The sequence below is a fragment of the Xanthobacter nonsaccharivorans genome (genome assembly GCF_043194755.2).
Taxonomy (GTDB): Bacteria; Pseudomonadota; Alphaproteobacteria; order Rhizobiales; family Xanthobacteraceae; genus Xanthobacter; species Xanthobacter autotrophicus_G.
This window is the reverse complement of sequence record NZ_CM195526.1, coordinates 5,346,369-5,363,643: the sequence shown is the minus strand read 5'-3', so window position 1 is coordinate 5,363,643 and position 17,275 is coordinate 5,346,369. Positions and strand designations below refer to the sequence as shown.

Annotated in this window: 16 protein-coding genes; 11 read left to right on the top strand and 5 right to left on the bottom strand. The window is 67.8% G+C overall.

The features are described 5' to 3' along the window. Window positions 1-150: 150 nt before the first annotated feature. Complete coding sequence (locus tag V5F59_RS24520) at window positions 151-1,341, top strand: PA0069 family radical SAM protein (protein ID WP_393979048.1); 1,191 nt, start codon at window positions 151-153, stop codon at window positions 1,339-1,341. Window positions 1,342-1,348: 7 nt separating this feature from the next. Further along, window positions 1,349-1,822: a VOC family protein gene (locus V5F59_RS24515; RefSeq protein ID WP_393979046.1), complete on the top strand. Its 474-nt coding sequence runs from the start codon at window positions 1,349-1,351 to the stop codon at window positions 1,820-1,822. Window positions 1,823-1,909: 87 nt separating this feature from the next. On the opposite strand, the gene V5F59_RS24510 is transcribed toward V5F59_RS24515, so the two are convergent. Beyond that, the gene (locus V5F59_RS24510) at window positions 1,910-2,590 is read right to left on the bottom strand and encodes a TetR/AcrR family transcriptional regulator (protein ID WP_393979044.1); all 681 of its coding nucleotides are present in this window, start codon (window positions 2,588-2,590) and stop codon (window positions 1,910-1,912) included. 499 nt (window positions 2,591-3,089) lie between these two features. Between V5F59_RS24510 and V5F59_RS24505 the strand changes: the two genes are divergently transcribed. The 3 genes from V5F59_RS24505 to V5F59_RS24495 all read left to right on the top strand — a co-directional run bounded on the left by V5F59_RS24505 (window position 3,090) and on the right by V5F59_RS24495 (window position 5,295). Continuing rightward, a complete protein-coding gene (locus V5F59_RS24505; RefSeq protein ID WP_393979042.1) occupies window positions 3,090-4,049 on the top strand; it encodes a lipid kinase in 960 nt (319 codons plus the stop codon). After that, window positions 4,049-4,792 carry a TerC family protein gene (locus tag V5F59_RS24500; protein ID WP_393979040.1) on the top strand — a complete coding sequence of 248 codons (744 nt, stop codon included), beginning with the start codon at window positions 4,049-4,051 and terminating at the stop codon, window positions 4,790-4,792. The genes V5F59_RS24505 and V5F59_RS24500 overlap by 1 nt, the downstream gene beginning before the upstream one ends. A 146-nt stretch (window positions 4,793-4,938) precedes the next feature. Then, window positions 4,939-5,295, top strand: a complete 357-nt coding sequence (locus tag V5F59_RS24495) for a hypothetical protein (RefSeq protein ID WP_393979038.1) — start codon at window positions 4,939-4,941, stop codon at window positions 5,293-5,295. Between the two features lie 109 nt (window positions 5,296-5,404). On the opposite strand, the gene V5F59_RS24490 is transcribed toward V5F59_RS24495, so the two are convergent. The 3 genes from V5F59_RS24490 to V5F59_RS24480 all read right to left on the bottom strand — a co-directional run bounded on the left by V5F59_RS24490 (window position 5,405) and on the right by V5F59_RS24480 (window position 9,409). Further along, a complete protein-coding gene (locus tag V5F59_RS24490; RefSeq protein WP_393979036.1) occupies window positions 5,405-6,709 on the bottom strand; it encodes an NAD(P)/FAD-dependent oxidoreductase in 1,305 nt (434 codons plus the stop codon). A gap of 201 nt (window positions 6,710-6,910) precedes the next feature. Continuing rightward, a complete protein-coding gene (locus tag V5F59_RS24485; RefSeq protein ID WP_393979034.1) occupies window positions 6,911-8,314 on the bottom strand; it encodes a glutamine synthetase family protein in 1,404 nt (467 codons plus the stop codon). Between the two features lie 249 nt (window positions 8,315-8,563). After that, on the bottom strand, window positions 8,564-9,409 hold the full coding sequence (locus V5F59_RS24480) for a DUF3108 domain-containing protein (protein WP_393979032.1): 846 nt from the start codon (window positions 9,407-9,409) through the stop codon (window positions 8,564-8,566). Window positions 9,410-9,725: 316 nt separating this feature from the next. On the opposite strand from V5F59_RS24480, the gene infC reads away from it, so the two are divergent. Both infC and V5F59_RS24470 read left to right on the top strand, forming a co-directional pair. Continuing rightward, the gene (gene infC / locus V5F59_RS24475) at window positions 9,726-10,250 is read left to right on the top strand and encodes a translation initiation factor IF-3 (protein ID WP_393979030.1); all 525 of its coding nucleotides are present in this window, start codon (window positions 9,726-9,728) and stop codon (window positions 10,248-10,250) included. 154 nt (window positions 10,251-10,404) lie between these two features. Then, entirely contained in the window at window positions 10,405-11,415 is a 1,011-nt protein-coding gene (locus tag V5F59_RS24470) for a glycosyltransferase family 25 protein (protein ID WP_393979028.1), read from the top strand. 88 nt (window positions 11,416-11,503) lie between these two features. Here V5F59_RS24470 and V5F59_RS24465 read toward each other — a convergent pair whose 3' ends face one another. After that, window positions 11,504-12,178, bottom strand: a complete 675-nt coding sequence (locus V5F59_RS24465; RefSeq protein WP_393979026.1) for a BA14K family protein — start codon at window positions 12,176-12,178, stop codon at window positions 11,504-11,506. Between the two features lie 381 nt (window positions 12,179-12,559). Between V5F59_RS24465 and rpmI the strand changes: the two genes are divergently transcribed. The 4 genes from rpmI (at window position 12,560) to pheT (ending at window position 16,893) form a co-directional block, all read left to right on the top strand. Beyond that, a complete protein-coding gene (gene rpmI, locus V5F59_RS24460) occupies window positions 12,560-12,760 on the top strand; it encodes a 50S ribosomal protein L35 (protein WP_169123990.1) in 201 nt (66 codons plus the stop codon). Between the two features lie 32 nt (window positions 12,761-12,792). Continuing rightward, window positions 12,793-13,155, top strand: a complete 363-nt coding sequence (gene rplT, locus V5F59_RS24455) for a 50S ribosomal protein L20 (protein WP_393979024.1) — start codon at window positions 12,793-12,795, stop codon at window positions 13,153-13,155. Window positions 13,156-13,356: 201 nt separating this feature from the next. Next, window positions 13,357-14,466 (top strand): phenylalanine--tRNA ligase subunit alpha, encoded by a 1,110-nt coding sequence (gene pheS / locus V5F59_RS24450; RefSeq protein ID WP_393979022.1) that lies wholly within the window; start codon window positions 13,357-13,359, stop codon window positions 14,464-14,466. A gap of 12 nt (window positions 14,467-14,478) precedes the next feature. Then, on the top strand, window positions 14,479-16,893 hold the full coding sequence (gene pheT, locus V5F59_RS24445) for a phenylalanine--tRNA ligase subunit beta (RefSeq protein WP_393979020.1): 2,415 nt from the start codon (window positions 14,479-14,481) through the stop codon (window positions 16,891-16,893). The last annotated feature ends 382 nt before the right edge of the window (window positions 16,894-17,275 follow it).

Here is a 17,275-nt window from a genome sequence, read left to right as displayed (position 1 = left end):
TCTCACAAGCCCCACATGTTCTTGTTATGTTCCATTTGGGGTGCTACCTTTTTTCTCATGAGCGCGAACCTCGAAACTCGCATTTTGCCACCCGGCGCCACGCCCGCGGCCAAGGAAGCTCCCGCGCGGACACGCAAGGCGGCGCCGAAGGTGAAGAAGGCCGCCCCCTTCACCGCCGGGGAGCCCCGCGCGAACCGGGTGCTCGGACGCCTCGCGGAGGAGCGGGCGGCGCCCGCCGTCCCCCCGGAGCTCCACGGGGAGAGCGGCACCACGGTGGAGGATGCACGCCGGCGCGGCCGGGGGGCTCTGTCCAACGTCCCCGGCCGGTTCGAGCCGGCGGCCCGCGTGCTGTTCGATGACGGATGGCAGAGCCTCGACGACCTTCCGCCCTTCAAGACGGAGGTGACGGAAGAACGGGCGCGCACGGTCATCACCCGCAACCAGTCGCCGGACATCGCCTTCGACCGCTCCATCAATCCCTATCGGGGGTGCGAGCATGGCTGCATCTATTGTTTCGCGCGTCCGACCCACGCCTATCACGGCCTGTCCGCCGGGCTCGATTTCGAAACCAGGCTGTTCGTGAAGCCCGACGCGCCCGAGCTGCTGGCGCGGGAACTCTCCCACCCCAGCTACCAGCCCCGCGTCATCGCCATGGGCACCAATACGGATCCCTACCAGCCCATAGAGCGGCGTTACGAGGTGACGCGGCGCCTCCTGGAAGTGCTGGCCGACTTCGGGCATCCGGTGGGCATCGTCACCAAGTCCGCTTTGGTGGCGCGGGACATCGACATCCTCGGCCCCATGGCGGAGAAAGGGCTGGTGAAGGTGGCCATTTCCGTCACCACCCTCGACCCGCACCTCGCCCGCACCATGGAACCGCGGGCGGCAAGTCCCCATGTGCGGCTTGGCACCATTCGCCGGCTCGCCGATGCCGGCATTCCAACCGCCGTGCTGGTCGCTCCGCTCATCCCCGCCCTCAATGACAATGAGGTGGAGCGCATCCTCGATTCGGCCAAGGCCGCGGGGGCGAGCGAAGCGGGCTATGTGACGCTGCGGCTGCCGCTGGAGATTGCCGATCTCTTCCGCGAGTGGCTGGTGGCGCATTTTCCGGACAAGGCGCGCCACGTGCTGAACCTCATCCGCCAGATGCACGGCGGGAAGGATTATGAATCCGCCTTCGGCAAGCGCATGCGCGGCGATGGCCCCTATGCCTGGACCATCGGCCGGCGCTTCGAGATCGCGGCGCGCCGGCTCGGCCTTGCCGGGCGGGGAATGAAGCTCACCACCGCACACTTCCGCCGCCCCCGCCCGGCGGGGGAGCAGCTCTCCCTGTTCGACTGAGGACGCCGTGGCCGAAGACACCCCAACCGCAACGCCGTTGCCCCGCTTCGCCCTGCATCTCGTCACGCTGGGCGTTGCCGACCTGGACCGGGCCTGCGCCTTCTATGCAACCATGGGGCTGGAGCGGCGCGACCTGGACGGCGGCGGCGTCGCCTTCTTCCGCGCCGGGAATGTGGTGCTCAGCCTCTATCCGCGTGCCACGCTGGCGCAGGATGCCACGCTCCCCGATACGTCGCCGGAGCGGTTCTGCGGCCTCACGCTCGCCTGCAACGTGGCGAGCGAGGAGGACGTCGGACAAGTCATCGGCCGTGCCGTTGCCGCCGGCGGAACGCTGGTCAAGCCGGCGCAGAAGGCGTTCTGGGGCGGCACCAGCGGCTATTTCGCTGACCTCGACGGGCATCTGTGGGAAGTGGCGCACAACCCCTTCTTCCCGTTCGACGACGAAGGTCGGCTGGTGGTGCCGGAGCGATCGGGCACCTGATCCGGGCACGCTCCAACTTTTTGAATAAAGACGACTGAACCACCCTTTTTGGATCGCTTGGGCGCTTCAACAAGAGCGGATCCCGAGCTAGGAGCCTGTCCGAGGCGCATAAGCCCGCAGGAAGACCCGCACCGCGCCGCGCACCGATTTTTCCACGGCCGCCGGATCAAGAGCCGTTGGAGAGCCCACCAGCACGGGAATGGTCACCCCGTCCTTGCACAAGGTGAGAAACTGGCTCGCGGCCTGCTCCACATCCTCGATCTCGAGAACGCCCTTCTCAACCTTGGCGGCGAGGAATGCGGACAGGCGGCTGACGCCCTCGCACGGCCCCGCCTCGAAGAAGCGCCGGCCGATCTCCGGGAACTTGGCCGAGATGGCGATGACCGTTCGCAGCAGGGCGATGCTGCTGGGCCGCAGAATGGCGTGGATGAAAGAATAGCCAAGCTCGACAAGGGCGGTCTCCACATCCTCCTCGCCGAGATCGAGCACGAACATGCGCTCAGCCGTTTCCTCGCACTCCACCGAGACCAGGTCGGCGAAGAGGTCTTCCTTGTTCTCGAAATAGACGTACAGCGTGCCCTTGGAGACGCCGGCGGCGCGGGCAATGTCGCCCATGCTCGCGGCATCGAAGCCGCGATCGAAGAACACCTGCCGCGCGCCCGCAAGGATCTGGCTGCGCTTCTCGGGGTCCAGCCCCGCCCCGTGCCCGCCTTCCCTAACGTCGCAGGGGTGAGCCTTCGTGCCTGCCCCGCCCATGTTCCCGCTCATGCCCAGACGCCTCTCCCCGCCATAGCTGCCCCGTTGTATCGCGCCCCGCCGCTGCCCCGGCCCCCACCGCGGGGCCATTGGCACAAGGAAGGTGCACGCTGACGGGAGCAGAGGGAAGGAAAAAATTGACCGAACGGTTTAGTTCGCTCTTGCGCACCCGGCGGACCTCGGTTATGTTTTCTTCATCGAACTGAACCGTTCGGTCAACCGAGCAGATCCGCAACCTGCTCGCTGATCGGACTGAGGGAGGAGAGCAACGCCCCCGCTCTCCTCCCTCGTTTCGTTTTGGCTTCCCCCGGCGACCAATCTTCCGCGGCCATATGCGCCTGCCATCCATGCGTCATTCCGCCGCATGTCGCTTGGCAGCCCTCAAACGCCGCCCTACCTACCGCAAACCGGTCCGGGCCCCTCTGGCGCAGGTCTCCTGCGTGATGTCGGATCACAGCGTGCTCTGCACCCACCGTGACCCGAGGCCCCGAATGCACACCCGTCTGCCGTCATGACGGCACACGCGCCCCCTGACCGGACCGCCAGACCGCGCCGCCGTGCGCTCTTCCTCGTCAATCCCCACGCCCGCAACGGCGGCGCGTCGATCGATGCAGTGCGTGCCCTGCTTGGCGCGGGGATGGACCTGGTCGACCTGACCTGGCCGGACGGCCGGACCCTGCCCCACGTCATCCGGACCCGCGCCCGCGAGGTGGATCTCGTGATCCTCGGCGGCGGCGACGGCACCCTCAACAGCGCCGCCTCGGCCCTCTTCGATACCCAGCTTCCCCTCGGCGTGCTGCCACTGGGCACCGCCAACGATTTCGCGCGCACGCTGGGCGTTCCCGCCGACCTCGCCGCAGCCGCGCGGCTCATCCTGGACGGCCACCCCGTGCCGATCGACCTCGGCGAGGTCAACGGCCATCCCTTCCTCAATGTGGCGAGCATCGGCTTTTCCGCCGATCTCGCCCGCGACCTGACGCAGGAGGCCAAGCGGCGCTTCGGCGTGGTCGGCTACGGCATCGTCGCGGCCCGCCTTCTCCTGCAGTCGCGCCTGTTCACCGCCTTCATCGAGCATGACGGACAGGTGGAGACCGTGCGCACGCTGCAGGTCTCCGTGGGCAACGGCCGCTACTATGGCGGCGGCATGACGGTGGAGCAGAGCGCCCGCGCGGACGACGGGGCGCTCGACTTCTACAGCCTGGAGGTCGACCACTGGTGGCGCCTGCTGGCGCTCCTGCCCTCGCTCCGGCGCGGCACCCAGGGCCAGTGGGACGACGTGCGGGCGTTCCGCACCACGAAGGTGGTGGTCCGCACCAAGCGCCCGCGGCCGGTGAACACGGACGGCGAGCTCGTCACCTTCACCCCCGCCTATTTCTCGATCCGCCCCGGGGCGATCCGCGTCTATGCGCCGGCCGCCCCGGCCGCCCTCCTTCCCCTCCCCTCAACCTCCTCCCCCGAAGGTGCTTCGTGATGGACTACCTCCTTCAGCTCGCCGCCGATCCCGGCGCCTGGGTGGCCCTTGTGACGCTGATCGCCATGGAAGTCGTGCTCGGGATCGACAACCTCATCTTCATCTCGATCCTGACCAACAAGCTGCCGGCGCAGTACCGCACCAAGGCACGGCGCATCGGCATCGGCCTCGCGCTCATCATGCGCCTCGCCCTGCTCGGCACCATCGCCGTCATCGTGAAGCTCACGACCCCCGTCTTCGAGGTGTTCGGACAGCCCTTCTCCTGGCGCGACATGATCCTGATCGCCGGCGGCCTGTTCCTGGTGTGGAAGGCCACCACCGAGATCCATCACAACGTGGATCCGCGAACCCATGCGGAGGACGTGCGCGAGTCAAAGGTGACCATCGGCTTCGCCGCGGCCATCGCGCAGATCCTGATGCTGGACATCGTCTTCTCCATCGACAGCATCATCACCGCCGTGGGCATGACGGAGCATATCCCCATCATGATCATCGCGGTGATCGCGGCGGTGACCTGCATGCTGCTCGCCGCCGACCCGCTGGCGCGGTTCATCGAGGCCAACCCCACTGTCGTGATGCTGGCCCTCGGCTTCCTCATCATGATCGGCATGACGCTGATCGCGGAAGGTTTCGGCGCCCATGTGCCGAAGGGCTATGTCTATGCCGCCATGGCCTTCTCCACAGCGATCGAGGCGCTCAACATGCTGGCGCGCAAGCGCCGCTCGCCCGAGCCGCACCGCTGAGGCGCCACCAGCCATGCGCGGCGCGCCGCCTCCGGTGCACCGCGCATGGCGCCCGCCCGAATCTGCATTATGCTCCGCATGGCGTCGGCCATCTGGCCGGCGCGCTCCATCTGTTCCCGTCCCGCGCTCACGCCGAAGGTTCGCCGATGGCCCACCGTCTCCTGCTTCGCGCGGTCGCTTGCGCCGCGGCCCCGCTCCTCGCCAGCCTTGCCCTGTCGGGCCCCGCCTCGGCGCAGGCCTGCCTCGAGCAGATCGTCACCGTCCAAGCAGAGCTGAAGGCGAAGCTGCCCCACCCCAAGAAGCCGCCGCCGGAGCAACAGTCCATCGGCGCGCAGACGGACCAGCAGCCGACGCCCGGCTCCCTTGCGGCCGCGGGCCTTTCGGAGCCCGAGACCGGCGCCTTCGGCGCCCTGAACCAGGCCATGAACCTGCAGGCGACGGGCGACGAGGCAGGCTGCCTCAAGGCGCTCGCCGAGGCCCGGAAGCTGGGCGGCCTGAACTGAGCCGAAGCCATTCCCGCAAGAATGTGCGGCGGTCTGTACCCGGAAGCGTGAGCAAGCAAAGAGGCGGAGCGTTCTCGGCGAAACCCGCTTCGCGGGAAACGCTCCGGGCTCAAAGCCGGTCGCGCAGCGCGAAATAGGTGAGGCCCGCCACCAGCAACGGGTAGCGCAGCATCGTGCCGCCGGGGAAGGGTGGCACGGGCAGGCGTTGCAGCAGGTCGAACCGCTCCAGCTGGCCGCGCACCGCCTCGGCCAGGATCTTGCCGAACAGGGGTGCCAGCGTCACCCCCTGCCCGCTGTAGCCGGCGGAGACCAGCACATGGTCCGACAACCGGCGCACGAACGGCAGGCGTGGCAGGGTGATGGCCAGCACGCCGCCCCAGCCGTAGTCGATCCGCACGTCCGCGAGCTGCGGAAAGATCTTCAGCATGAAGGGGCGCACGAAGGCGGGCACGTCCGGGCGCAGGCTCCGCCGGTAGCTCTCCCCCCCGCCGAACAGCAGCCGCCCGTCGGCGCTGAAGCGGAAGTAATTGATGACGAACTTGCTGTCCGCCACCGCCGCATCGTTGGCGATGATCTCCTTGGCCCGCTCCCCGAGGGGCTCGGTGGCGGCGATGTAGTTGCAGATGGGCATGACGTGGGAATCCACACGCCGGTCCAGCCCGTCCATCAGGCCATTGCCGCATTCCAGCAGGAAGTCGGCATGGACGGTTCCACCGGAAGCGGTCGTCACCGTCACGCCCGATGGGCTGTCCTCCGCCCTCACCACCCGTGTGTCCTCGTGGATCTCGACGCCGGCCGCGCTGGCTGCGGTGGCCAGGCCCAAAGCGAAGTTCAAGGGGTGCAGATGCCCGCCCCCCCGATCCAGCACGCCCCCGTAATAGGCAGGGCTGCCCACCAGCGCGTGCATCTGCTCGCGGGAAAGGGGCTCCATCTGCTGATAGCCATAGACCTCGGCGAGGTGGCGCGCGTAGGCATGGCTGTGCGCCACGAATTGCGGCTTGTGGTCAGCATGGATCAGCCCGGCCCGCGGGTCGCAGGAGATGGCGTGCCGGGCGATAAGGTCGCGCACCAGCGTCTTGGCTTCCTCGGCGAGGTCCCAGAGCTTTCTCGCGTCGTCCGGACCGACCGCCTTTTCGAGGAACTCCTGGTCGCGCCTCTGCCCTGTGTGGATCTGCCCGCCGTTGCGCCCCGAGGCGCCGGAGCCGACGCGCACCGCCTCCAGCAGCACCACCTTGAAGCCTGCCTCGGCGAGATGAAGCGCGGCGGACAGGCCCGTGTAGCCGCCGCCGAGCACGCACACATCCGCCCGCGCCTCGCCCGCCAGCGGGGCAAAGGCGGGGCACGGGTTGGCCGTCGCGGTGTACCAGGACCTGGCGTGGCCAGCCGGGCTCAGAGGCGCCGGAGTGCGCTGCATGGGGTTCCCCCTTCTTCTTCGGGCCAGCGCCCGGGCGTGCGATGGCACACCCTGAGGACAGGCTGGACGCAACCGGCTCTGGATCCGATCCGATCTGACCGCGGTGCGATCTGGTCGGCCGTGCTCAAACCTGTTGAATGGAGGCGGATTAACGCCCCCTGTTGGATCGCCTAGGCGATCCAACAGGGGGGAGATCCGACTCTAGACGTTGAGCAGCAGGTATTCCCGCTCCCAGGGCGAGATCACCCGCATGAAGGTCTCGAACTCCGCCTGCTTCACCGCCGCATAGGTGGCGACGAAGCGCTTGCCCAGCACCTCGGCGAGGGGCTCGTTGTCCTCGAACGCCGCCACCGCCTCCAGGAGGCCGCGCGGCAGGTCGAAGTCGAGGTCCTTGGCATCACCCTCCAGCGGCTCGGTGGCGCGCAGGTTCTCCACCATGCCGAGATAGCCGCAGGCGAGCGAGGCGGCGATGACGAGATAGGGATTGGCGTCGGACGACGGCACCCGGTTCTCCACCCGCCGCGCCTCGGGGGTGGAGGGCGGCACGCGCAGGCCCGCGGTGCGGTTGTCATAGCCCCACTGGAGATTGATGGGTGCCATGGAATCGCGCGTCAGCCGCCGGTAGGAGTTCACATAGGGCGCCATGATGCACATCACCGAGGGCATGTACTTCTGGTGCCCGGCGATGAAGGAGAAGAACTCCGGCGTCGGGTCCCCGTCCTCGTCGGAGAAGATGTTGCGCCCCGTCTCGGAGGACACCACCGACTGGTGGATGTGCATGGCGCTGCCCGGCTCGTTGGCGATGGGCTTGGCCATGAAGGTGGCGTAGATCTTGTGGGCGAGCGCTGCCTCGCGGATGGTGCGCTTGAACAGGAACACCTGGTCCGCCAGCACCAGCGGATCGCCGTGGCGCAGGTTGATCTCCATCTGCGCTGCGCCGTCCTCGTGGATCAGCGTGTCGATCTCCAGCCCCTGGGCCTCGGAATAGTCGTAGATGTCCTCGAACAGGGCATCGAACTCGTTCACCGCCTGGATCGAATAGGACTGGCGGCCGATCTCCGGCCGGCCGGAGCGCCCCACGGGCGGCTTCAGCGGATAGTCCGGATCGGTGTTCGGCTCCACGAGATAGAACTCGATCTCCGGCGCCACCACCGGCTTCCAGCCCTTGTTCGCATAGAGCGAGATGACGTGCTTCAGCACCTGCCGGGGGGAAACCTCCACCGGGCGGCCGTCGCGATGGAAGGCATCGTGGATCACCTGCGCGGTCGGGTCCTGCGCCCACGGCACCGTGCAGAGCGTGGACAGGTCCGGCTCCATCACCAGGTCGCTGTCGGCCACCACGGAATCCACCAGCCCCTCATAGGCGGGGTACTCGCCCGAGATGGTCTGGAAGAAGACCGAGAGCGGCAGGTTCATCACCGGGGAGGAAAAGAACTTGGAAGCGGGCATGATCTTGCCGCGCGCCACGCCCGCGAGGTCCGGCACCGTGCATTCGATCTCGGTGATCCCCCGCGCCGCCATCCAGGCCTTCGCCTCGGTCAGGGAGTTGACGCCCCGCGGCGCCTCGACACGGTCTTTCTGCGCACCCTTACTGCGTTTCGACATGATGTCCTCGCGCGTGAACCGCTCACGCCTCCTCAGGGAACACCTGCGTCAGGGGGAGTGTCAACGCGGCGTCGCTCCCGGCCGACGCTCCTCTGCGCCGGAGCTCGGTCTTGCGTCCCGTTCCGGGACGGACCGCCGGGGCATCCGGAACATGTCCCGAACGAATCGCGACCGAATCGATGGCCCACCGATGTTCCCGCTTCGCCCCCTACGAAATGTGGTAGGTGCCTGTTCCGACTCGCAGATTCGTCAGCGCGGCGCGCTCACCGGGACAGGCCCGTTCTTCGCCTGGGTCTCGAAGCTCTCGGCCTGCAGCAGGGCCGTGCCGATCATGGTGGCCACGGAAATCTTGAACGGGGCCAGCAGGCGCGTGCCGGCGACGGGCACCAGCCAGACGAATATATCCTTGTTTTCCATCATGTATTTGACGGTGTAGCGGGTCGGCCGGTGGCCGGAGACCGGGTTGTAGCGCACGCTGCAGACCACGGCCTGTCCATTGTAGCCCTCCGCCTTCACCTTTTCCGTCCGCAGGTAGGAGAGCGCGATATCGTAGCGCTGGCGGCCATCGAACACGGGGACGGACCGATCGCACGCCGCGGACGACAGGAGGTCCGCCGAGCCCGGCACGTAGACGAAGGCGCCGCTCATGGGGTCGAGCACGTTCTGCAACGCATCGGGTGTTATCGGCACGCGGTCGGGATAGGGCTTGAGCGGCGGCTCCACGTCCATTTCCTTCACCGCGCCGCCGCTCATGGCGAGGCGCGCGGTCTCCTCCTTGCCGTCCGCCTCGGCATTGAGGGCATACACCCGCGGCACCATCTTGCTGCCGGAAAGCGCACCGCGGGCGGCCGCCACCCCCTTGCCGGAAGAGACGGCGCGCAACACGCCGGTAACGCGGGCGGAGCCGGAAATCTCGTAGGCCGCGTCCCCCGCCTCCACGACGATGGAACCCCGCCCGAGCTCCACCCCACCGACGGTGAGGGTGTATTTGGCATTGAGCCGGCCATCGGCAAATGCCGGAGGCACACAAGCGCCGAGGGTGGCGCCGGCGAGGGCGAGGCGCGCGAACAGGGCGGCGGAATGAGGCTCGATCATTCGTTGCGTCCGGGGCCTGAAAGGGTGGTGGCGCTCCGGATCACGGGGCGCCACGGTATCCGTGTCACATGCGCAAGGAAGGCGGCTGAACTGTGGCTCGGCCCCGCTCCGGGGATGTGGGCGCGGATGTTGGCGAAACGCATCGATGACCGCTTGCGAATCCTGAAGGGTCATTGACTTTACGACCGTTTGTCACGATCTTTCCAGCCTGCCCTGAGCGATGGGTCGCGAGGACGACGGTTTTCACCGGCGCCGCGCCTCTTTCGCTCGGGGTAGAGTTTTAATCGCTGAGGAGACTGAAGCCATTCGCCGCCCCATGAGACCCGTCGCGCCGGAGAAGGATGGACCGCGCGTCAATGAGGAAATCCGCATCCGCGAAGTCCAGCTGATCGACCAGGATGGGCAGAACCGCGGCGTGGTGGCCATTCGCGATGCTCTCGCCCTTGCGCAGGAGGCCGGCCTCGACCTCGTCGAGATCTCGCCGAACTCCGCGCCTCCCGTCTGCAAGATTCTCGACTACGGCCGGTTCAAATACCAGAACCAGAAGAAGGCCAGCGAGGCGCGCAAGAAGCAGAAGGTCGTCGAGGTCAAGGAGATCAAGCTCCGCCCCGGCATCGACACCCACGACTACGACGTCAAGATGAAGTCCATGCAGCGCTTCTTCGAGGAAGGCGACAAGGTGAAGGTCACCCTGCGCTTTCGCGGCCGCGAGATGGCGCATCAGGACATCGGCTTCAAGCTGCTGCAGAAGCTGAAGGAAGATGTGGCCACCATCGCCAAGGTCGAAGCCGAGCCCATGCTCGAGGGCCGGCAGATGATCATGATCCTCGCCCCGCGCTGAGTGCCCCTGCCGGGCGCGCCTTGAGCGTAGCCTGACCTGCGGAGCGTAGATGGACACTTATTTGGAACGCCCGTCGTCCCGGTGGAAGCACCATCGAGCGGCGGGCGTTTTCGTTTGCCCCCGGCGCCTGCCATGAGCGCCGCCGGCCGTGGCCATGAGGCGCATTCTTCCGGCCCTTACCGTCCGCGACGGGCGATTCCGCAAGGGTGATAATGAGCGCAGCGTTTCTGAGTACATTTTAGCATTTCTAAATGTCACAAAATGTGTCTGGACCTTGGATGAGCCACTTCGCTACCTCTGCGATATGCTAGTCCTGCTTATCAACCTTGCGCGCCGCCCCGATCGCCTGACCTTCATGCAGGCTCAGCTGGATGCGCTTGGCCTTCCTTTTGAGCGTGTCGACGCCATTGACGGGCGCGATCCCGGCTTTGACCCCGGTCCGGGTTTCATCACGCCGGTGGAGCGGGCCTGCGCCCTCAGCCACAGGAAGGCCTGGATGCGGCTCCTTGAGAGCAGCGAGGAGCAATGCCTCATCCTTGAGGACGACGTTCTGCTCTCCCGGGAAACCAAGGCCTGGCTCGAAGCCCTGAAGCGGCCGGAGGACGCGGATATCCTCCGGCTGGAAACGCGCCTCCAGAAGTCCCTGCTCGGCCCCGGCCACCGATGCGGGCAGGGCGGGCGGCGCTTCCACCGCCTGCTCTCGGTGCACTTCGGATGCGCCGCCTACATTGTCACCCGCGGCTTCGCGGAACGGGCGGTGCGCGATATCGGCGAATTCCAGGCCCCCGTGGATGACGTCCTGTTCGCTCCCGATCGCCCTTATTATTTTCCGTCCATCGCCTATCAGCTACGCCCTGCCCTGTGCATCCAGACCTCGTTTTATGCGCCGCTGTCGGCGAGCGTGGTATCGGTTTCGGATCTGGCGCGGGAACGGAGCATCCGGCTGACGGACCTTGCTCCTTCGGCGTCGCCCGCGCCAAAGCCCAAACGGTCGATCTTCGAGAAGGGCCTGCGGGAAATCCGCCGCTGGAAAAGACGCACCCTTGCGGCGGCGAGCAGCCTGCGCATCAGGCTCGCGACCGGCCGCCGCTGGCGCGACGTCCCCTTCGCCGGATCGTTCGCCCCAAGTGTCGAAGAAGCGATGTCCGGGCGCCCGGGCCACTAGGCCCGGCCCGGCGCCCTTTCGCCCCGCCTCCTGAAAAACAAAAGGCCCGGCGCATCGCGCCGGGCCTTTCGTCTTGAGCTTTCAGGCGTCACGGGCAGGGATGCTGAAGGCCATCGTAGCCGGTGTAGGTGCCCGTGGCCGGGTTGTACGAGCGGAACCGCTGCATGCAGTAGGCCACCGCATCGTCATAGACCGGAGTGTTGGCAGCTGCCGCGGCCGCTCCGACCGCCACCGCGCTCGCCACGCCCAGGGCGATCCACGCCCCGCCATTGTCATAGTAGCCCCAGCCCCAGCCGGGACGGTACCAGCCCCAGCCCGGACGCCACGGCCCGGGACCCCACGCGCCCGGCGGCGGACGCCAGCCCGGATGGCCCCACCCCGGACCACCCGGCCCCCAGCCCGGACGGCCGGGCCCCCAGCCGGGGCGCACCGGGCCCGGGCCCCAGCCGGGACGGTAGCCCGCCGCATAGCGCGGACCGACGCGGACCGGACCCCGATAAACACCACCGACCCGCATGGGACCGCGGTAGACGCCGCCCACACGCATCGGCCCCCGATAGCCGCCCACGCGCCCCACCCGCGCCGGACCGCGATAGCCACCGCGGTAGGCGACGGTATCCACCGCAGCCTCGCTCTTCAGGGCGTCCGGATTGACGAGGCCGAGCCGCAACGCCTGAGCGCCGGCAGGGGCTCCCGAAAACGAGAGCATTCCCCCTGCCATCGCCACCGCGGCGAGCAGGGCCACTCCTTTCCTCGCGAACATGATGCTCACTCCCTTAATGTTGGACAGCATCGACCGAATTTGTGTCGTTTGTTTCGCCGGACCGTTGGTAACTTAAGGCTACAACGCGGCGAAGGTGTTGCCGTGGCTCAAAAACTCCGGCCATTTATTCAAGCTTGCGTGACACCGCGGCACACAAATCCTGCCGCAGCGCACAGACGGAGGTAGCACCGGAACATCCACCTCCAGAAGGGGGCTGCCTTCCGCCGCTTGCCTTTCCCGCCATCCTCCTGTAACGACTGCCGCCTTCGAGCCGGCCGGCGAAAAAGGGCTGCCGCGCCGGCTCATATCGCTCAACAGCAACAAGAGGCTGAGCGTTCCCGGCCCGCAAGGGCCGGCGAAGCCATGCCACGGAGAGCCAAAATGCCCAAGATGAAGACGAAGTCGGGAGCCAAGAAGCGCTTCCGCCTGACGGGTACGGGAAAAGTGATCGCGGGTCAGGCCGGCAAGCGCCATGGCATGATCAAGCGGACCAACAACCAGATCCGCAACCAGCGCGGCACGACCATCCTCGCCGAGTGCGACGGACGGATCATCCGCAAGTCGTTCCTGCCGAACGGCTGACGCTACCGCACAGGATCTGAAGGAGCTTTCCCATGGCCCGCGTGAAACGTGGCGTTACCTCCCACGCCAAGCACAAGAAGGTCTTCAAAGCCGCCAAGGGCTTTTACGGCCGTCGCAAGAATACCATCCGCGCTGCGAAGTCGGCCGTCGAACGGTCGATGCAGTATGCCTACCGCGACCGCAAGGTGAAGAAGCGCAACTTCCGTGCGCTCTGGATCCAGCGTATCAACGCCGGCGTGCGCGCGCTCGATCTCGACCTGACCTATTCGCGATTTATCGATGGTCTCGGCAAGGCCGGGATCGAGGTCGATCGCAAGGTGCTCTCGGATATCGCCATCCACGAGCCCGACACGTTCAAGGCCCTGGTGGAGCAGGCCAAGGCCGCGCTCGCCTGAGTTCGGCCCAGGTGCGAGGCCGCGCTCGCCCGAGCGCCCTCGCCTCTTCCTCCCGTCTTTCCGAGACCTTCAAAAGCCCCGTGCGGTGATCCGTCCGGGGCTTTTGCCGTTGGGCGCGCCCCGTCTATAAGCGGCGCGACCGTCCGGATGCCACGCCTCAAGCGGTCATCCGGCACGTTTGAGAACTTCAAGGGCTTTGACATGTCCGACATCGCCGTCACCGACCAGAGCGCCATCGAGGGCCTGGAGCAAGACATCGCGAGCGCCATCCTCAACGCCGGGGATGAAGCCGGCCTCGAGGAGATCCGCATCTCGGCCCTCGGCAAGAAGGGCTCGGTCTCCGACCTGCTGAAGTCGCTGGGCGCCATGAGCCCGGACGAGCGCAAGGTAATGGGCCCCGCCATCAACGGTCTGCGCGACCGGGTGCAGGGTCTGCTCTCCCACCGCAAGGCGGCGCTGAAGACCGCGGCCTTGGAGGCCCGCCTCGCCACCGAGACCGTGGACGTTACCCTCCCCGTGCGCGAGGCCGCCGCCGAGACCGGGCGCGTGCATCCCATCGCCCAGGTGATGGAGGAACTCACCGCCATCTTCGCCGACATGGGCTTCTCGGTGGCCGAAGGTCCCGATATCGAGGACGACTTCCACAATTTCACCGCGCTGAACTTCCCCCCCGGCCATCCCGCGCGGGAGATGCACGACACCTTCTTCCTGCCCCCCGGCGCGGACGGGCAGCGCAAGGTGCTGCGCACCCACACCTCCCCGGTGCAGGTGCGCACCATGCAGGCCAAGAAGCCGCCCATCCGCGTCATCTGCCCGGGTCGCACCTATCGCTGCGACAGTGACCAGACCCACACGCCCATGTTCCACCAGGTGGAGGGGCTGGTGATCGACAAGGGGGCGCACCTCGGCCACCTCAAGTGGATCCTCGAGGAGTTCTGCAAGTCCTTCTTCGAGGTGGAGGGCGTGAAGATGCGCTTCCGCCCCTCCTTCTTCCCCTTCACCGAGCCCAGCATGGAAGTGGACATCCAGTGCGACCGCTCCCGCCCCGGCGAGATCCGGTTCGGCGAGGGCAACGACTGGCTGGAGATCCTCGGCTGCGGCATGGTGCACCCGAACGTGCTGCGCAATTGCGGGCTCGACCCGGACGAGTACCAGGGCTTCGCCTGGGGCATGGGCATCGATCGCATCGCCATGCTGAAGTACGGCATGAGCGACCTGCGCGCCTTCTTCGAGGCGGACGTGCGCTGGCTCTCCCACTACGGCTTCCGCCCGCTCGACTTCCCCACCCTCGCGGGCGGCCTGAGCGCGTAAGGAGCAGGACCCATGAAATTCACCTACTCCTGGCTCCAGGACCACCTTGAGCCCACCTCGTCCTTCGACCAGATCGTCGAGCGCCTCTCCCTCATCGGCTTGGAGGTCGAGGCGGTGGAGGACAAGGCGAAGCAGCTCGCCCCCTTCGTGGTGGGCGAGGTGCTCACCGCCGAGAAGCACCCGAACGCGGACAAGCTGCGGGTCTGCACCGTCTCCATTGGGAAAGGCGATCCCATCCAGGTGGTGTGTGGCGCGCCGAACGCCCGCGCCGGCCTCAAGACCGTCTTCGCCGCGCCTGGCACGGTCATCCCGGCCACCGGCACCGAGCTGAAGATCGGCAAGATCCGCGACGTGGAAAGCCGCGGCATGCTCTGCTCGGCCCGCGAGATGGGGCTTTCCGAAGAGCATGACGGCATTCTGGAGCTGCCGGAAGACGCGCCCGTGGGCGCGCCGTTCGCGCAGGTGCTGGGCCTCAACGATCCCGTCGTCGAGATTGCCGTCACTCCCAACCGCGCCGACTGCCTCGGCGTCTCCGGCGTCGCCCGCGACCTTGCCGCCGCCGGCCTCGGCGAGCTGATGGCGCCGAAGGTGAAGCCGGTGGACGGCACTTTCCCCGCCCCGCTCTCCGTCACGCTGGAATTCGGCGAGACCGCCTCGCTCTGCCCCGCCTTCGCGCTCCGGGTGGTGAAGGGCGTGAAGAACGGCCCCTCCCCCCAGTGGATGCAGGACCGCCTGCGCGCCATCGGGCTGCGCCCCATCAACGCGCTGGTGGACGTCACCAATTTCATGACGTTCGACCGCAACCGCCCGCTCCACGTCTTCGACCTGAAGAAGGTGAGCGGCCATCTGGTGGTGCGCCGGGCCAAGGGCGGCGAGACGCTGCTGGCCCTCGACGGCAAGACCTACACCCTCGACGAGGGCATGTGCGTCATCGCCGACGACAAGGGCGTGGAGAGCCTCGCCGGCATCATGGGCGGCGAGGAATCGGGCTGCGACGAGGCGACCACGGACGTGGTGATCGAGTCGGCCCTGTGGGACCCCATCAACATCGCCCAGACCGGCCGCAAGCTCGGCATCAATTCCGATGCCCGCTTCCGCTTCGAGCGCGGCATCGACCCGGCCTTCACCCTGCCGGGCCTCGACCTTGCGACCCATCTCATCGTCGAGATGTGCGGCGGCGAGCCGTCCGAGGCGGTGCTGGCCGGCGCCATCCCGGACACCACGCGCACCATCGCCTTCCCCCTCGCCGAGGTGAAGCGCCTCACCGGGCTCGACGCCTCGGAGGCGGAGATCCGCGAGGTCCTCTCGCACCTGGGCTTCGCCGTCTCCGGCACGGCGCCGGTGCTCGACGTGGTGCCGCCCTCCTGGCGTGGCGACATCGAGGGCAAGGCGGACCTCGTGGAAGAGGTGGTGCGCATCCTCGGCCTCGAGCGCGTGCCCTCCACCGAGCTGCCGCGCGGCGGCGACGCCCGCAAGGCCGTCCTCACGCCGCTCCAGCTGCGCAGCCGCAAGGCCCGCCGGTCGCTGGCCGCCCGCGGCATGGTGGAAGCGGTCACCTGGTCATTCCTGCCGCGCGAGGCGGCGGTGATGTTCGGCGGCGGGGCGCCCCAGCTGGCGCTCTCCAACCCCATCGCAGCCGACCTCTCGGACATGCGGCCGAGCCTGCTGCCCGGCCTCATCAAGGCGGCCGGCGCGAACGCGGCGCGCGGCTTCGCCGACGTGGCCCTGTTCGAGGTGGGACAGGTGTTCCTCGACGACACGCCCACCGGCCAGCGGCAGGCCGCCTCCGGCATCCGCCGCGGCACGGCCAAGCCCTCCGGCGCCGGCCGCCACTGGGCGGGCAACGCCGCCGCCGTGGACGTGTTCGACGCCAAGGCGGATGCCTTCGCGGCCCTCGCCGCCTGCGGCGCGCCGGTGGCGAACCTTCAGGTCACGGCCGATGCGCCGGCTTGGTACCACCCCGGCCGCTCGGGCACCCTGCGCCTCGGCTCCAATGCCATGGCGCATTTCGGCGAGGTCCACCCCGCCGTGCTGGAGGCGCTGGACGTGTCCGGCCCGCTGGTGGCCTTCGAGATCGTCCTCGACAAGATCCCCGAGCCGAAGGCCAAGGCGACGCGGGTGAAGCCGAACCTCGATCTCTCGCCCTTCCAGGCGGTGAAGCGCGACTTCGCCTTCCTGGTGGGCCGCGAGGTGGCCGCCGCCGACATCCTCAAGGCGGCGCAGGGGGCGGACAAGAAGCTCGTCACCGGCGTCGGCATCTTCGACCTCTACGAGGGCAAGGGCATCGATCCCGACAAGAAGTCGGTGGCGGTGGAGGTCACCCTCCAGCCGCGCGAGCGCACCCTCACCGACAAGGAGATCGAGGAGGTGGCCGGCCGCATCGTGGCCGAGGTCACCAAGAAGACCGGCGCGACGCTGCGCGCCTGACATCACGGGCATCCGGGCCGACCCGGACGCCCCTTCCTCTGCCATGGCCGGGCATGTCCCGGCCATGCGTGCTTCAAGCTCGCCGTTTCACGTCGCGACAACCGCCCCGTCAGCGCCAGCACGATCACCACGATCACCTGCCCGCCGACGATGCCGCCGTAGCCCCATCCCGAGCTGCAGCCCCGGCGCGGCGGGACGCCGACGAGCAGCGGGATGAGGCGCGCTGAGGATGGTCGACACGGGGCAGCTTCCCCGTGATGACGCGCGCAGACGTGGCCGCCCCCGTGCGGGTGGCTTCCAAGCGCTATCGCCTTGCGTGGGAACGAGAAGCGGGCCGCGCCCGCCTTGTCTCTCAAACCCCGCCGCGTCGTCCCTGTCCCCT

Excerpts from the sequence above, each read along its gene's own strand:
- V5F59_RS24510 (WP_393979044.1), bottom strand. The coding sequence starts at position 2,590 with ATGAGCGGGAACATGGGCGGGGCAGGCACGAAGGCTCACCCCTGCGAC.
- V5F59_RS24505 (WP_393979042.1), top strand. The coding sequence starts at position 3,090 with ATGACGGCACACGCGCCCCCTGACCGGACCGCCAGACCGCGCCGCCGT.
- V5F59_RS24500 (WP_393979040.1), top strand. The coding sequence starts at position 4,049 with ATGGACTACCTCCTTCAGCTCGCCGCCGATCCCGGCGCCTGGGTGGCC.
- V5F59_RS24495 (WP_393979038.1), top strand. The coding sequence starts at position 4,939 with ATGGCCCACCGTCTCCTGCTTCGCGCGGTCGCTTGCGCCGCGGCCCCG.
- V5F59_RS24490 (WP_393979036.1), bottom strand. The coding sequence starts at position 6,709 with ATGCAGCGCACTCCGGCGCCTCTGAGCCCGGCTGGCCACGCCAGGTCC.
- V5F59_RS24485 (WP_393979034.1), bottom strand. The coding sequence starts at position 8,314 with ATGTCGAAACGCAGTAAGGGTGCGCAGAAAGACCGTGTCGAGGCGCCG.
- V5F59_RS24480 (WP_393979032.1), bottom strand. The coding sequence starts at position 9,409 with ATGATCGAGCCTCATTCCGCCGCCCTGTTCGCGCGCCTCGCCCTCGCC.
- infC (WP_393979030.1), top strand. The coding sequence starts at position 9,726 with ATGAGACCCGTCGCGCCGGAGAAGGATGGACCGCGCGTCAATGAGGAA.
- V5F59_RS24470 (WP_393979028.1), top strand. The coding sequence starts at position 10,405 with ATGAGGCGCATTCTTCCGGCCCTTACCGTCCGCGACGGGCGATTCCGC.
- V5F59_RS24465 (WP_393979026.1), bottom strand. The coding sequence starts at position 12,178 with ATGTTCGCGAGGAAAGGAGTGGCCCTGCTCGCCGCGGTGGCGATGGCA.
- rpmI (WP_169123990.1), top strand. The coding sequence starts at position 12,560 with ATGCCCAAGATGAAGACGAAGTCGGGAGCCAAGAAGCGCTTCCGCCTG.
- rplT (WP_393979024.1), top strand. The coding sequence starts at position 12,793 with ATGGCCCGCGTGAAACGTGGCGTTACCTCCCACGCCAAGCACAAGAAG.
- pheS (WP_393979022.1), top strand. The coding sequence starts at position 13,357 with ATGTCCGACATCGCCGTCACCGACCAGAGCGCCATCGAGGGCCTGGAG.
- pheT (WP_393979020.1), top strand. The coding sequence starts at position 14,479 with ATGAAATTCACCTACTCCTGGCTCCAGGACCACCTTGAGCCCACCTCG.